The organism is Photorhabdus antumapuensis (genome assembly GCF_020387775.1).
In the GTDB taxonomy this organism is placed as follows: domain Bacteria; phylum Pseudomonadota; class Gammaproteobacteria; order Enterobacterales; family Enterobacteriaceae; genus Photorhabdus; species Photorhabdus antumapuensis.
Genome location: NZ_JAHZMK010000032.1, coordinates 100,881 through 115,764 on the forward strand (window position 1 = coordinate 100,881; position 14,884 = coordinate 115,764).

The window sequence follows — 14,884 nt, forward strand, 5'->3', positions numbered from 1 at the left end:
CGGATATTCTCCCTATGTATTCTGATATCGCGCTATCGGTAACAAATAACTGAGCGCTTCCTGTTTAAGTTTTGCTAAAAATGATTTATCAGCTTGCCTGAAAGCCCGCTGAATATAAGGATCATCCCCTTCACCTCGGCGTCCTTGATCTCCAAGCCATGCTTTCAATAACTGGCTTTCAGCTTTTGATTGAATTTCATCACTATCATCAATCTCACCTGTCTCTTTATTCATACATGTTGAAAGCCACGCCCAACCACTTTTGCAAAACAGTGGTAAAGGCGCTGATATTCCTCGTTGATAACCGTCAATCAATTGATTCAGATAATCTTTCGCTTGTTCTGAAGGTATAGGAGCAAAACGCCATTCACTGCCATCACGTCCATATCCATAACTACGGCTTTCACCCTTACCACCAGTCAGACAATAAGCCAGATGCTCAATCCACAATTGCATGCCATCATTGGCAGTCAAACTGGCTGGCCGCCAACGTAGCAAACCATCCGGTTGCACCTTATTAATTTGCCCTGTCAGCATCACCTGGCCTAAATCATGATGTAAATCAACAGATAAAGTTTCCATTTGTTGTTCACGAATTTTATCCGCCAAAGGCTGCATCTCTTTTTGCTGTTTCAACCAATAAACCTCACCAAAAGCGCCAAAAGGCAATCCTCCAGCAGCACGCAGCCGATTGAAAAGTGGTTCAGGCGATTGCTGTTCAATTAACGCATTCAACAGTAGCTGATTAAACTGATAACGTTGAAGATTATCTAAAACGAAAGGTTCTTCCTCTGGCAATTCCGTTTCTTCAATAACGAAATTTACTTTCAGGCAGCGTTGGAAAAAAAACCGAACAGGATGACGGTAAAAGCGGATTAAATCATCAAGTGTAATTTCTTGGATTTGCGCCATTTCAATAGATTGACAAAATTCAGCATATGCTGAGCCTTGTTCAGTTGCCGCCGGTAACCACTCTCTGGCATAGCTTTGTTGATAACTGCTCGGTATAAAATTTTCCGGTGCAAATGGAACCCGGGTATGAAGAGACAACAGATGTTTTCTGATATTAGCGGCGCTTTCATCAACATTCAGTTTTTCATTGCCTGGCAAACAGAAACTCTGGCAAACATAATCCAGCAATTCATTAACCAGCACCGAAGGGTTGCATTCCGTATCATCACGAATGGATTTACCAATGTAACTAATATAAAGAAACTGTTCAGCGGATATCAGCGCTTCAAGGAATAAATAACGATCATCATCCCGCCGTTTTCTGTCTCCCCTTTGGCTTTTTTCTGCCATGAGGTCAAACCCAAGCGGTGGAATTGAACGGGGATAAATACCGTCATTCATTCCTAATAAACAGACAACCTTAAAGGGGATAGAACGCATTGGCATCAAGGTGCAAAAGTTGACAGACCCTGCGAGAAAACGCTGACTAATTTTTTCATTATCAAACCGAAGCGCTAATTCATCTCGCAACAGAACCAATGGCACACTTTCCTGATAACGGGCGTTCAGTCCATTATCTATGACTTTCTGCCATTGCTGTTCCATCATTGACAGTACTAATTCAGTCTCATTATCTGATACAAAAAATGTTTCCAGCAACTGCTGGCAGACAGGTAACCAGCCCGTTAATGTCCGGCTCTCGGCAAGAATTTTGCGCCAATAGCTTAATTGCATTAAAAACTCAGCCAATTGTCCGACAAGCTCGGCGGCTAAACCACTGGATTCATCATAAGGCAATACCTCTTTCCAAGGGCCCGACCGGCTATCCATTGCATAACCCAATAACATTCGGGTCAGTCCAAAACGCCATGTATGCTGGCCTGTTACCGGCAAAGATAGCTGTTCGACATTATCGTCATCCAGCCCCCAACGAACACCTGATTCTTCAACCCAACGCCTTAATAAACGCAAACCATCTTCATGGATGTTAAATTTATTCGCCAGCGTGGGTACTTCCAACAATGCTAAAACCTGTTCTGTTGTAAAACGGCTTTGAGGTAAATCAAGCAGTGTAATAAATGCCTGTAAAATCGAATGTGCCTGACGGGCCTTACGATCAGAAATGGCAAATGGAATATAGCGTTCAACAGAGACATTACCAAATACTGCCTGAACATAGGGAGTATAGCTGTCAATATCCGCGACCATCACAATAATATCCCTTGGCGTCAGCGATGGATTATCTTCCAATAATCTCAATAGCTGATCCTGTAAAACTTCCACTTCACGTTGAGGGCTATGGCAAACATGGAAAGATAAAGAACGATCTAACGGATCAAGTACTCTTTTCTTCAAGCTATTTTCAAATGTTTCTTTTGTTGAACCAATTTGGGCATGATCTTCCAGATAGAGAATATCCCTTTGCAATTGATGTAATAGATTATCCTGTTCTAATTCAACGAAAGCGTGAACTTCCGAACTCTGCTCAAGCTGCGACAATAAATAGAGATTATCACGGCCCAACCGACCCCACGATGCCAACAAGGGATGACTTACATCCTGTTCACCATCATCGTTAAACAGTGATTGAGCATTACCGGGGTCTTTAAAATACTCCAGCTCCTGTTCACTGTTATAATGACGTGGTTTACGACTACTCAGTTTTGCCAGAAAAGCATAATTCTGAATATCTCCCCAATAATATTTACATGGATTGGTAAACATCAGGTGAATATCAATATGTCGTGCCAATGCCTGTAAAGCTTGTAAATAGACCGGGGGTAAGGCAGAAATACCACAGATAAATACCCGTTTCGGTAAACAAGCTGAAAAGTCAGGACTATTTTCCAGTATCGAAATAAAACGCTGATACAAATTAGCACGATGCCATTGGGGTTGTTGCAACTGGTGAGTATATTTTGTCAGTTCCAGCCATAATCTTTTCTGCCACAATTGATTATCACTCAAACCATCAATAAGCTGCCCTTGCTGCCAGCTTTCCAGCCATTGCGGGCGATAAACAAGATATTGGTCAAACAGGTCAGCAACCCGCCCGGCCAATTGATGAATTTTCCGTTTATCAAAATCCTGATCAAGATAGTGCCTGAGTGCGACAAATTCCGCTTCTGGCAATAATTGAGGCAATAACGCCATCAATTTCCATGTCATGGCATCTTTACTAAAAGCGCTTTCTTTAGGGATATCAGGCAATACTTTGGTAAACATATCCCAGATAAAAGTAGCCGGAAGTGGAAATGAAATATTGGCTGATATCCCTATTCTTTCAGCCAGTTGGATTTGCAGCCACTGTGACATCCCTGGGCTTTGTACCAGAATGACTTCCTGCTCAAACGGATCAGTCAGTGGATTATCTCCGATAAGTATGGTTATCAGCTCTTTAAGAAGATCCAACTGATTAGAATGATAAACCTTGAACATCAGGACTCCCATTTGAACAAATCCACCGGCTTGCTTTACTTTGCTGATTATAAGGCGTTGTTACTATAACTGTAAGCTGATAGCAATCAGATAACTGATATGTCGTCTGAAATTCAGCGTGCCATCCCGGTGGCGGTGTTAATTCTGATAAAGCACTTTGACCTGTAATTAATTCATATTGTTCCAGGTATCCATAAGATAATTTGTCCGCCTTTGATTGTTGCCAATGTTGCTGAAATCCAAACAATAGCGCCTGATGATAACGCATTAATCCCAGTAAAGAGACAGAAAAGACCATAACGGCAACCATAACTTCGGGCAAACTCATCCCAGATTGATGAGCATGAAAAAGATTTGGTTTCATAAACAAAACCCCGTATCGGCCTCGGGACAGAAATCCAACCAACCGCTTTCTACCGGAATAAGGGAATCACTACCACCAGAAGAGATTAATTTCATCCATTGATATAATCCGACAGATTGCCCTGATGCCACTTCTGCCACACCTTTCAGCAGAAAAAAATTACTTGAGTACCTTTTTAAACAGCCTGTCAAATGGAACTCCTGCTGTTGCAGGCAATACCACTCTTCTGTTTTATCACTATAAAGTAACCATGATTGAGCCATTCCCCATGCCAATGAAGATTCTGCTTGTTGAAAAGCTTTTAAATATCTGCGTTCATCAACCATCATGATTAATGCGTTATCCAGATGATGATGTAAAGCTTTCAGCATCATAAGGCTCACAGCCAGCAACATCAGCACTGAAATTAACAATACATTTCCTTGCTGAAATTGCAGGCAGACATTTGGAGAATGCTCAGTCACGGTACTTATCCCCTGATATTGCGCAAACGTATTACTGCCTGATATTGGTAGTTTATTGATGGATGTTTAAACCAATGTGCAATAAGCGTCAATTTGATAAAAACTAAGCCATCTTTTGTTGGTAATTTTTCTGCTTTAAATGAATCTACCACTATCTCATTTGGGTCAAATAGCCTTTCCCAGCCATTTTCCTGACAGTTACCCGCACCTCTTTTCCATTCCACTGACTTATTACTAAGACGATAGCCAAAGAATTCCGATTCACTGTGTTCTGGTGGCTCCCATTGGTTATTTATATTAAGATCGTATACAATAATCAGGCATGAATCCTCACTCTCATCACTTTTATTATCGATGAATATTGGCTTTCCATCACAATAATGCTGACAATATCCAGCACGACGAATATCTTTTTCCATAATATGTAACGTTTGTTTAACGAAATAGCCTAAACGATATCTCTGATATAACTCCATTATTTGTTTAGTTAAAATAGGATAACTTTTAGCAATCGCTAGTAAGATAATACTACCAATAGCCATTGCCACAATAACTTCTAATAATGTCATTCCAGATTGATGTTTATGTTTCATTGTTCCAATAAAGTATCGTTTATTTTAGTGGAAAAAGTATCATTAATCACAAGCTGGAATTTGATTAAACTTATTATTACTACATAATCTTATCCTACCTCGTGAAGAAAAAATAATAGATATTTCACCTGCGGAATTCACCAAAGTAAAACTCGCAGGTATCATGGTGTTTCTTATTCCATGAAACTCTATCTGATCCTTGGTTGCTGAACTGATAATAACATCCTGATAGGGAGAACTTATTCCTTCAACATTTTCTGAATCACAATTAGCCAATACCGAATTAGAGAGCGCTATGCACCAGTTTTTTCCGGTTTTCAACCATAACATTACCCTTTTATTCAGATAATTTGCCACAGATTGCTGCCTGGATATAAATGTTAATATTTTCTGTGCTGATTCCTGTAACCTGGCTCTTTCCTGGTGATAGCCCCATTCCTGCACGCCCCATAAGGAAAATATTGAAACCAAAACAATAACAATCATCAATTCCAATAAAGAAAAACCTGATTGATTATCAATATTATAATAGTCGATTATATTCATATTATTTACCATTAATAATTCCTTATTTCCTTTCGTAAGACATTCTACTTATTTCCAAAACAAAATAAATATAAATTTGAATTTTATGCGAGAGTGCATCAATAAAAAAATAATAGCCTATCATTGTTACATTTAAATTGCGTAGAACTTCGCAAAAATCAACGAGAATAGTTATTTTTATTTCTTATTATTGCCATACATTGTAAGATTATATGGCTATGAGGAAGAAGCTTCATGAACATAATAAAGAAGATATTGAGTGTTTTACATGAGGATGTTATTACTATTAATTTATTCTATAAATATAAATAATATCAGACTAGAAAATAATTAATTGAGAAGCTTGTTTTAAATATAACGATCAACTTTTAAGTATAGCGATCAATAGTGGTGTATCAATATTGGTGATAATAATGTCCGATTACTGTCTTTTATTGAGTTTTCAATGGGTACTGTTACATTAAACACATCGTATTCCACGCAGAATACGACAAACTAACCAACTACTACCGGAGAAACAGAGAATGATCAATTTTGCAGTCGTTCAGGAACGGGCTAACGCTCTGTTTTCAGAGATCCCTTGGCTGACCTACATCAATACCTCAGAACAGTACAAAGAAGCGCTGGATTTGATTGATGAGCTTTTCAAAGACTATGACAATAACAAAGGGTTAATTGAGATTCTAACTACAACAATTGAACGCTATGAAGATACCGCCCCTGAATTTGCAGAATTTAATCAGGCTATTGAAAATATTCCTACGGGGGTTGCAGCCCTGAGGGTCCTGATGGATCAACACGGCCTTAAACAAGCCGACCTTAAAAACGAAATCGGAGGAGCTTCCCTCGTATCACAAATTCTGAGCGGAACGAAGTCGCTGACAGTAACCCATATAAAAGCCTTGAGTACACGTTTTAAGGTTTCTAGTGCAGTTTTTATAGATTAGCTTTATCTGTTTCTCCAATTAATTGAGTAAAAAAAGGATTTTCTTAAACTTTATATTTCACACTCGACGTTCCTTGCGTCTACGAAGTGCTTCTTCAAGTGTCATTGTTCTACCTTCTATAATGTCTTTCTTAGACAGCATAGCGATTTTAAGCAACGCCATCGCCTGTCTTTCTGCGTTTCTATCGGCTTGCTCCCTCTCACGTTCTGCTATCGGTTGAATAAACAATTCAGATATTCCATTTTTGGTAATAAACACGCCGCCCTCGAAATTCTCTGGGTTACTGAGTAGATCCCTAGCTTTTTTTTTGAGAAAAGGTATTCATGGTCTTTTTCCTCCTACTTCTATGTATCTGTATACTATACCACCAAAATGAAAAGGGGAACAATTTATAATAAATTGTTCCCCCAGAATGTTGACAAACATAGAAGAGCTATTTTAAACACAACCGTTAAATAGCAACCGGTGCCTTTATTCCTGGATGTGGGTCATAATCAACTATTTCAAAGTCATCAAATTTATAATCAAAAAGTGATTCCGGTTTACGCTTTATCACCAGTTTTGGCAGTGAACGCGGTTCACGGCTAAGTTGTAATTGTGTTTGTTCCATATGGTTGTTATAAAGATGCGTGTCACCACCGGTCCAGACAAAATCGCCCACTTCCATATCACATTGCTGTGCCATCATATGAACCAACAATGCATAGCTGGCAATATTGAACGGCAAGCCGAGGAATACGTCACAGGAACGCTGGTAAAGCTGACAGGAAAGTTTTCCATCCGCAACATAAAACTGGAAGAAAGCATGGCATGGCGCTAATGCCATTTTATCCAGCTCACCAACGTTCCAAGCAGAAACAATGATTCTACGTGAATCTGGATCGCTTTTAAGTTGTTCCAGTACGGTTTTCAATTGGTCAATCTGACGGCCATCCGCAGTACCCCATGCACGCCATTGCTTACCATATACAGGCCCTAAATCACCGTTTTCATCCGCCCATTCATCCCAAATAGTCACTCCATTTTCATGCAGATATTTAGTATTGGTATCACCATTCAGGAACCAGAGAAGTTCATGAATAATTGAGCGGATATGGCAACGTTTAGTTGTGACCAGTGGGAAACCATCCTGTAAATTGAAACGCATCTGATGCCCGAAAATTGAGAGTGTCCCCGTCCCGGTGCGGTCTGCCTTCGAAGTGCCCTCTGCAAGCACTCTTTTCATTAAGTCCAGATACTGTTTCATCTTACCTCTCGTACCTTATTACCTTGGTGTTTATATGCCCATATCATCATTAATATTCCCGCCAGGATCATTGGAATAGAAAGAATCTGTCCCATGCTGATCCCATCGAATAAACCCAATTGTGCATCTGGTTGACGGAAAAATTCGACTATTACCCGGAAAATACCGTAACCAATTAAGAATAAACCGGAAACACTGCCCATCGGGCGAGGTTTACGGATGTATAAATTCAAAATGATAAATAAAACGATACCTTCCAACGCCATTTCATAAAGTTGTGAAGGGTGACGTGGCAAAACACCATATTGTTCAAGTATTGATAACAATGAAGGGTCCGCTGCGGCCAATGCAATATCTTCGCTACGCGAACTTGGGAATAGCATCGCCCACGGTGTATCCAATGTGACACGTCCCCACAATTCACCGTTAATAAAATTACCGACTCTCCCCATGCCTAAGCCAAAAGGGACTAACGGTGCAATGAAATCAGCAACTTGTAAGAAATGACGTTTCGTTCTGCGGCCAAACCACCACATTGCGCAGATAACCCCCACCAAACCACCGTGGAAAGACATCCCACCATCCCAAACTTTAAACAAATAAAGGGGGTTATCGAGAAATGCCGGGAAATTATAAAACAGGACGTAACCTAGACGGCCACCGACAAATACGCCTGCAAACCCTGCATAAAGCAAGTTCTCTACTTCGTTTTTTGTCCAACCACTGTTGGGTTTGGCTGCCCTGCGTGTCGCTAGCCACATAGCGAATACAAACCCAACCAAGTACATGAAACCGTACCAATGGAGGGATATTGGACCTATTGAAAAAATAACCGGGTCAATATTAGGAAATGCCAGGTAGCTATTACTCATCTTTCCTCACTTAATATTTAGCATTAATGCTCTAAGGCAAATGATTGCGAATCATAGCACAGGCCGTTAAACGGATTAAATGCCACCTCTGACCAAACCACCAACCCCATGCTGCTCCATAAACGTTGCTGACAGTTCCTTTACTCTTAGGCTGGTTTCAGCCTGTAGTACTTCGGCCATTAATTTTTCAACCTGAGCCAACTCCAGATGACGTAATAAATACTTAATTCTTGGCACACTACAACCACTCATACTCAAACTACGATAGCCAAGACCAATCAATAACAGCGCCCCCATAGGGAAACTTGCCATTTCACCACAAATACTGATCGTAAGACCTGCCCGCTGGCTATTTTCAAATACCAGTTTTAATGCCCGAATCACCGCCGGATGTAAGCAATCATAAAGAGAAGCGACGTGAGTGTTATTCCGATCTACTGCCAATAGATATTGTGTTAGGTCATTGGTGCCAATAGACACAAAATCGACTCTGTTTTTGAGTTGTGGCAACAGAAAAATCATCGAAGGAACCTCAATCATGACACCGAGCTGAGGCATAGATATTTGGCGCGCCAGTATTTGCTCGACTTCCGCTTTCGCTCTGTCCACCAATCGCTGAGCTTCATCAATTTCTTCTACACTCGTCACCATTGGCAGCAGGATTTTCAGATTACCCATATCAGCGTTAGCTCTAAGCATTGCCCGCAGCTGGATAAGAAAAATCTCTGGTTGATCCAGCGTCACTCGTATACCACGCCATCCCAAACAAGGGTTCTCTTCGCTGATAGGCATATAGGGCAGTTGTTTATCCGCACCAATATCAAGTGTACGCAATACCACTGGTTTATCAGGAAATAATTGCAACATCTCCTGATAACGCGCTTTTTGTTCATCTTCTGATGGGAAGCCACAGTGCAACATAAAAGGTATTTCGGTGCGATAGAGTCCAACACCATCAATACTACTACTAATCTGCAACTCATATTTCAGGCTCAAACCCGCATTAAGCTGAACCAGAATGCGCTCGCCACTTTTGAGCCTCGCTTCCCGATCAACATCCCCCTCAGCCAGTTTGCTAAGTGCTTTTTCTTCTTCGATAATCTGTTTATATTCCTGAGCAATCAGGGGTTCAGGCTCAATAAAGACTTCCCCACGGAAACCATCAAGAATCAGCATACGATTGTTCAGGAGTTCCGGCTGGATATCCGCCCCCATAATGGCCGGAATTCCCATTGCACGCACCAGTATGGCAGAGTGGGAATGAGTAGCACCATCACGGACAATAACCCCAGCTAACCTTTCTTGCGGCATTTCTGCCAATAGGTTGGCACTCAGTTCATCTGCAACCAGAATGAACCATTCAGGCCACTGATGGCTGGTAGTAAGTGAATCATCCAGATGAAATAATAATCGCTGTCCAAGCGCCCGTAGATCTGATGCCCTTTCCCGCATATAAGCATCTTGCAAGCTGGCGAATTGTTCTGCGTATTTCTCAATAACCTGTTTAACGGCCCATTGCGCAACAGAGCCCTGTTCAACACAGGAGAACAGATCTTGTTTCAACTGGGGATCATTCAAAAGGTAAGAATAGAGATTAAAAATCGCGGCACTCTCTTTTTGAGAACCCGCAGTAAAACGTTTACTAAGACGACGACATTCTGCGGTCGCATCTTCAAGTGCCTGAATCAAACGAGAACGTTCTGCTGCATGATCGAGGGTTGAGGCTTCAAAAATTTGGTCAAGTGAGGGTTGGGAACAATCTTGCCATCCCTGAGCCATCACGATGCCATTGGAAATTGTCAGCGCTTTAATTCTGGTCTGCCGGTACTGACCAAACAAACCCTTAGTCTGAGCTTGAGCAAGGATCACTGCCAGTTGCGTCGCAAGCGTCACCATAAAGGACTCTTCAGTTTCATTGAACAGGCGTTGTTCCTGCTGCTGAACGACTAAAACACCTTGCAACTGGCGGCGATAGACCAGTGGAACACCCAAAAAAGCGCGGAAGCTATCCTCTTTAACTTGAGGCAAATATTTGAAACTTGGATGGCTGCGGACATCCGCCAGATTAATCAGTTCAGACAATTGACCAACTTGCCCAACAACTCCCTCACCAAAAGCCAAACTGATAGTCCTTCCTCGGGGTTTCCTCAATCCTCGGGTTGCCATCAGGTAATAACACCGCCGTTGATGATCAGCAAGATAGATAGAACAGACATCCGTGTTCATTGCCAGACAGGTCTCGTTCACCAATAGCTCAAGCGCTTCGGCCAGATTGGTTGCCATAGCAACTTTTTCAACAATTTCCCGTAAGCGCATGAGCATGGAACTCACCTAACTTCTTTTTCGACGATAAGAATACGAAGAACGTGGCAGAGATACGCTTTCCTGCATTGGCATTACAACCGAAGCAAACTCTTTCATCACGCGCCGATAAACATCACGCTTAAAAGAGACAACCTGCCGGACAGGATACCAATAGCTGACCCAACGCCAACCATCGAACTCCGGGGTATTACTGTGTTGCACATTAATATCGTCTTCATTACAGAGCAGTTGTAATAAAAACCACCGCTGTTTTTGACCAATACAGACAGGTCGTGTATCCCAACGCACCAAACGCTTGGGTAATTTGTAACGCAACCAATTACGCGTAGAAGCCAGAACGCGTACATCTTTCCGACCTAACCCTACTTCTTCATACAGTTCCCGGTACATAGCCTGTTCTGGTGATTCCCCCGGATTAATGCCCCCTTGAGGAAATTGCCAGGAATGCTGCCCATAACGCCGAGCCCACAAAACCTGGCCTTGCCGATTACAAATTACAATTCCTACATTCGGGCGGTAGCCATCATCATCGATCACCAGACTACCTCGATAAACTAAATTTGAAAGATGACTAATTGTTTCACACTACCCTCAAGTGGTAAACCTCTATCATTGGACTTTGCAGTCGCTAGCTAAATCTCTACAATAGCGCCATCTCAACGGGGTGCTGGCTGTTCAAAACAGCCTTGCTGAGAGTAAACCCGCCGAACCTGATCCGGCTAATACCGGCGTAGGGATTTGAGCTGCTAACTATTTCACAGACATTATCTTGCCGTTTAGCACTTCCTCAAATCCTTTGCCAATCCTATTAATGTAAGGAGAGCAAAGTGTTTAAAACGTTATTTTCCAAATTAATCGTACTGGCGGCCCTATCAGCCCCTACGTTGCTATTGAGTCAGGTTGTACAGGCCAAGCCGATATTAACGGTTTATACCTATGATTCTTTTGCCGCAGAATGGGGACCCGGACCCGCAATTAAAAAAGCGTTTGAAGCTGAATGTAACTGTGAACTGAAACTGGTTGCTCTGGAAGATGGTGTTTCTCTGCTCAATCGCCTAAGAATGGAAGGCAAGCGTACTGCTGCTGATATTATTCTTGGGTTGGATAACAACTTAATTCAAGCGGCTCAACAAACAGGGCTGTTCACTGAAAGTCAAGTAGATATCAGCAAGCTGGCACTGCCGGTGTCATGGCATAACCAGATATTCATTCCTTATGACTATGGCTATTTTGCCTTCATTTACAACAAAAAGACTTTACCAAACCCGCCAAAAAGCATGGATGAGCTGATCAATAGCCACAATAACTGGAAAGTGATCTATCAAGATCCTCGCACCAGCACTCCGGGGCAAGGTTTGTTATTGTGGATACAGAAAATTTATGGTGATGACGCACCGCAAGCCTGGCAAAAACTGGCAAAGAAAACACTGACTGTTACTAAAGGCTGGAGTGAAGCTTATGGCCTGTTTCTGAAAGGAGAAGGTGATCTGGTGCTGAGTTATACCTCTTCACCAGGCTACCACCTGTTATCTGAGAAGAAAGACAACTATGCGGCAGCTACTTTTAGTGAAGGTCATTACCTGCAAGTCGAAGTAGCCGCACAACTGGCCTCCAGCAAGCAACCGGAACTTGCCCAGAAATTTATGCAGTTTATGTTGACTCCAGCTTTCCAACAGGAAATTCCAACCACTAACTGGATGTATCCGGTCATTAATATCCCACTCCCAGAAGTGTATTCACAGCTTTCAATACCTGAAAAATCTCTGCAATATCCCGCAGAAGAAGTCGCAAAATACCGTAATCAATGGATTCGTGCATGGCAAAGCGCTGTCAGCCGCTGATGGCCGGATGGCTGTTACCGGGGATCATTGCCTCCGGTCTTTTACTGTTAGTCGCCTTACTGGCATTTGGTGCGCTCTGGTTTAATTCACCTGCAAGTGATTGGTATTTACTGATAGAAGATCGCTATTTGTGGCACGTGGTACGCTTCACATTCTGGCAAGCCTTTTTATCAGCACTATTTTCTGTGATCCCGGCTATTTTTCTTTCCAGGGCACTCTATCGCCGTCATTTTCCAGGCCGAACCCTCTTTCTACGCCTGTGTGCCATGACACTGGTTTTGCCCGTGCTAGTCGCCCTATTCGGCATTCTGACGGTCTATGGTCGAGTCGGCTGGTTAGCTCAGTTTTGTGAATGGGCCGGAATCAATTACCATTTCACCCCTTACGGTTTACCCGGCATTTTGCTGGCACATATTTTCTTTAATATGCCACTGGCAACACGGCTTTTACTGCAATCGCTGGAAAACATTGCGGTAGAACAACGACAATTAGCGGCGCAGCTAGGTATGAATGAATGGCAACATTTCCGTTTTGTTGAATGGCCTTATCTGCGCCGCCAGATCCTACCCACCGGCGCACTGATTTTTATGCTCTGTTTCGCCAGTTTTGCTACCGTACTGGCGTTAGGTGGCGGACCGGCCGCAACAACTGTCGAACTGGCAATCTATCAAGCGTTAAGCTATGACTACGATCTCAACCGGGCCGCGTTATTGGCGTTGATTCAGATTACCTGCTGCCTTGGCCTTGTGCTCCTTAGTCAGAAACTTAACAGTACTCTATCTGTCGGCTACAGCAACCAACAACAATGGCGTAATCCACAGGATACTTTGTTGAGAAAAATCTGCGACAGCGTGTTAATTATCGCAGCATTATTACTACTCGTACCGCCATTATTGGCGGTTATCATGGATGGGCTTAACAGCGGGTTGCTTAACGTATTGCGCCAGCCTGCATTGTGGCAAGCATTTATCACCTCAGTGGTCATTGCTTTAGGCGCGGGGTTATTATGTGTTTTATTCACTATGATGCTACTGTGGAGCAGCCGTGAGCTGTACCTGCGTTATTCTCCTCACTGGGGACAAGCAATGGAGATGAGTGGTTTATTGATCCTCTCTATGCCCGGCATTGTATTGGCAACAGGATTCTTTCTGTTGCTCAACAATACCATTGGCCTGCCCCGTTCACCCTACGGTCTAGTGATTTTAACCAACGCACTGATGGCAATCCCCTATGCACTGAAAGTTCTGGATAATCCAATGAAAGATCTGGCGGCTCGCTATAATCCACTGTGTCGCTCCCTAAATATTCAAGGTATTAACCGACTGCGCTGGATTGAACTAAAAGCACTGAAAGTTCCTCTGGCACAAGCGCTGGCCTTTGCTTGTGTCCTTTCCATTGGAGATTTTGGTGTTGTAGCACTATTTGGTAATGAAGATTTCCGTACACTGCCCTTCTATCTCTACCAGCAAATCGGGGCTTACCGTAGTCAGGATGGTGCGATCACTGCTTTGTTGCTGTTACTGTTATGTTTTATGCTGTTTAGTTTACTTGAACGCTTACCGAGACTACGTAATGCTTAAACTTGAGAATCTGACTTACCGCTACGAACATCTGGTGATGCGCTTTGACTTACAGATTCAGGTTGGAGAACGTATCGCAATCCTGGGTCCCAGTGGGGCAGGTAAAAGTACACTTCTGAACTTGATCGCCGGTTTTCAAATAGCAGAGCAAGGTTCCCTATGGCTGAACGGGGAAAATCATACCAGTACGTCACCTGCTCAACGCCCGGTCTCCATGTTGTTTCAAGAAAATAATCTCTTCTCTCATTTGACAATTGAGCAGAATATTGGGCTAGGCTTACATCCCGGGTTACGCCTTAATAGCACGCAGAAACAGACATTACAGCAAATAGTATCTCAAGTTTCATTGGAAGACTGCCTGACTCGCCTGCCAGCTCAACTTTCTGGAGGACAACGGCAACGAGCAGCGTTAGCCCGTTGTCTAGTACGCCAACAGCCAATTTTATTACTTGATGAGCCCTTTTCTGCCCTAGATCCGGCACTGCGTAATGAAATGCTGGTATTACTGGAACAAGTTTGCCATGAACGCCAACTTACATTACTGATGGTTTCCCATAATCTGGATGATGCCGCTCGTATAGCTGGCCGCGCTTTATTAATCGTTGATGGCAATATTCATTATGACGGCTTAACAAATACGCTGGTTGCCGGCACTGTTCCCGAAGCAGCTATTTTGGGCATGAAAACCGATGCTATATAGGCATGGTTAATACTAA

At 42.7% G+C, this 14,884-nt stretch carries 14 protein-coding genes and 1 riboswitch; of the genes, 4 read left to right on the forward strand and 10 right to left on the reverse strand.

Going from position 1 to position 14,884, the window contains the following annotated elements:
- Nucleotides 1-12 precede the first annotated feature (12 nt).
- The 5 genes from recC to KZ793_RS13860 are packed head-to-tail and all read right to left on the reverse strand — an operon-like array spanning nt 13 to nt 5,369.
- Nucleotides 13-3,390 carry an exodeoxyribonuclease V subunit gamma gene (gene recC, locus KZ793_RS13840; protein WP_225815862.1) on the reverse strand — a complete coding sequence of 1,126 codons (3,378 nt, stop codon included), beginning with the start codon at nt 3,388-3,390 and terminating at the stop codon, nt 13-15.
- Nucleotides 3,368-3,754 (reverse strand): prepilin-type N-terminal cleavage/methylation domain-containing protein, encoded by a 387-nt coding sequence (locus tag KZ793_RS13845; protein WP_225815863.1) that lies wholly within the window; start codon nt 3,752-3,754, stop codon nt 3,368-3,370. Before KZ793_RS13845 ends, recC begins: the two co-directional genes overlap by 23 nt.
- The gene (locus KZ793_RS13850) at nt 3,751-4,218 is read right to left on the reverse strand and encodes a YgdB family protein (protein WP_225815864.1); all 468 of its coding nucleotides are present in this window, start codon (nt 4,216-4,218) and stop codon (nt 3,751-3,753) included. The genes KZ793_RS13845 and KZ793_RS13850 overlap by 4 nt, the downstream gene beginning before the upstream one ends.
- Nucleotides 4,219-4,223: 5 nt before the next feature.
- Nucleotides 4,224-4,811, reverse strand: coding sequence for a prepilin peptidase-dependent protein (locus KZ793_RS13855; protein WP_225815865.1), 588 nt, complete (start codon nt 4,809-4,811; stop codon nt 4,224-4,226).
- A 42-nt stretch (nt 4,812-4,853) separates the two neighbouring features.
- Complete coding sequence (locus KZ793_RS13860) at nt 4,854-5,369, reverse strand: prepilin peptidase-dependent protein (protein WP_225815866.1); 516 nt, start codon at nt 5,367-5,369, stop codon at nt 4,854-4,856.
- Nucleotides 5,370-5,881: 512 nt separating this feature from the next.
- Between KZ793_RS13860 and KZ793_RS13865 the strand changes: the two genes are divergently transcribed.
- Complete coding sequence (locus KZ793_RS13865; RefSeq protein WP_225815867.1) at nt 5,882-6,304, forward strand: helix-turn-helix domain-containing protein; 423 nt, start codon at nt 5,882-5,884, stop codon at nt 6,302-6,304.
- A 57-nt stretch (nt 6,305-6,361) separates the two neighbouring features.
- Here the strand turns inward: KZ793_RS13865 and KZ793_RS13870 are convergent, their stop codons facing one another.
- From KZ793_RS13870 to rppH, 5 genes are all read right to left on the reverse strand, one after another.
- Entirely contained in the window at nt 6,362-6,562 is a 201-nt protein-coding gene (locus KZ793_RS13870; protein WP_317987467.1) for a hypothetical protein, read from the reverse strand.
- A 193-nt stretch (nt 6,563-6,755) separates the two neighbouring features.
- Nucleotides 6,756-7,550, reverse strand: a complete 795-nt coding sequence (gene thyA, locus KZ793_RS13875) for a thymidylate synthase (RefSeq protein WP_225815868.1) — start codon at nt 7,548-7,550, stop codon at nt 6,756-6,758.
- Nucleotides 7,547-8,422 carry a prolipoprotein diacylglyceryl transferase gene (gene lgt / locus KZ793_RS13880; protein WP_225815869.1) on the reverse strand — a complete coding sequence of 292 codons (876 nt, stop codon included), beginning with the start codon at nt 8,420-8,422 and terminating at the stop codon, nt 7,547-7,549. Before lgt ends, thyA begins: the two co-directional genes overlap by 4 nt.
- A 75-nt stretch (nt 8,423-8,497) precedes the next feature.
- A complete protein-coding gene (gene ptsP, locus KZ793_RS13885) occupies nt 8,498-10,744 on the reverse strand; it encodes a phosphoenolpyruvate--protein phosphotransferase (RefSeq protein ID WP_225815870.1) in 2,247 nt (748 codons plus the stop codon).
- 9 nt (nt 10,745-10,753) lie between these two features.
- Nucleotides 10,754-11,284: an RNA pyrophosphohydrolase gene (rppH, locus tag KZ793_RS13890; RefSeq protein WP_225815871.1), complete on the reverse strand. Its 531-nt coding sequence runs from the start codon at nt 11,282-11,284 to the stop codon at nt 10,754-10,756.
- A 113-nt stretch (nt 11,285-11,397) separates the two neighbouring features.
- A riboswitch (TPP riboswitch) is annotated at nt 11,398-11,502 on the forward strand.
- 72 nt (nt 11,503-11,574) lie between these two features.
- On the opposite strand from rppH, the gene thiB reads away from it, so the two are divergent.
- Genes thiB through thiQ form a run of 3 tightly spaced genes read left to right on the forward strand, consistent with a single transcriptional unit; the run spans nt 11,575 to nt 14,868 of the window.
- The gene (gene thiB, locus KZ793_RS13895) at nt 11,575-12,588 is read left to right on the forward strand and encodes a thiamine ABC transporter substrate binding subunit (RefSeq protein ID WP_225815872.1); all 1,014 of its coding nucleotides are present in this window, start codon (nt 11,575-11,577) and stop codon (nt 12,586-12,588) included.
- A complete protein-coding gene (gene thiP, locus KZ793_RS13900; protein WP_225815873.1) occupies nt 12,564-14,168 on the forward strand; it encodes a thiamine/thiamine pyrophosphate ABC transporter permease ThiP in 1,605 nt (534 codons plus the stop codon). The genes thiB and thiP overlap by 25 nt, the downstream gene beginning before the upstream one ends.
- Nucleotides 14,161-14,868: a thiamine ABC transporter ATP-binding protein ThiQ gene (gene thiQ, locus KZ793_RS13905; protein ID WP_225815874.1), complete on the forward strand. Its 708-nt coding sequence runs from the start codon at nt 14,161-14,163 to the stop codon at nt 14,866-14,868. Before thiP ends, thiQ begins: the two co-directional genes overlap by 8 nt.
- The last annotated feature ends 16 nt before the right edge of the window (nt 14,869-14,884 follow it).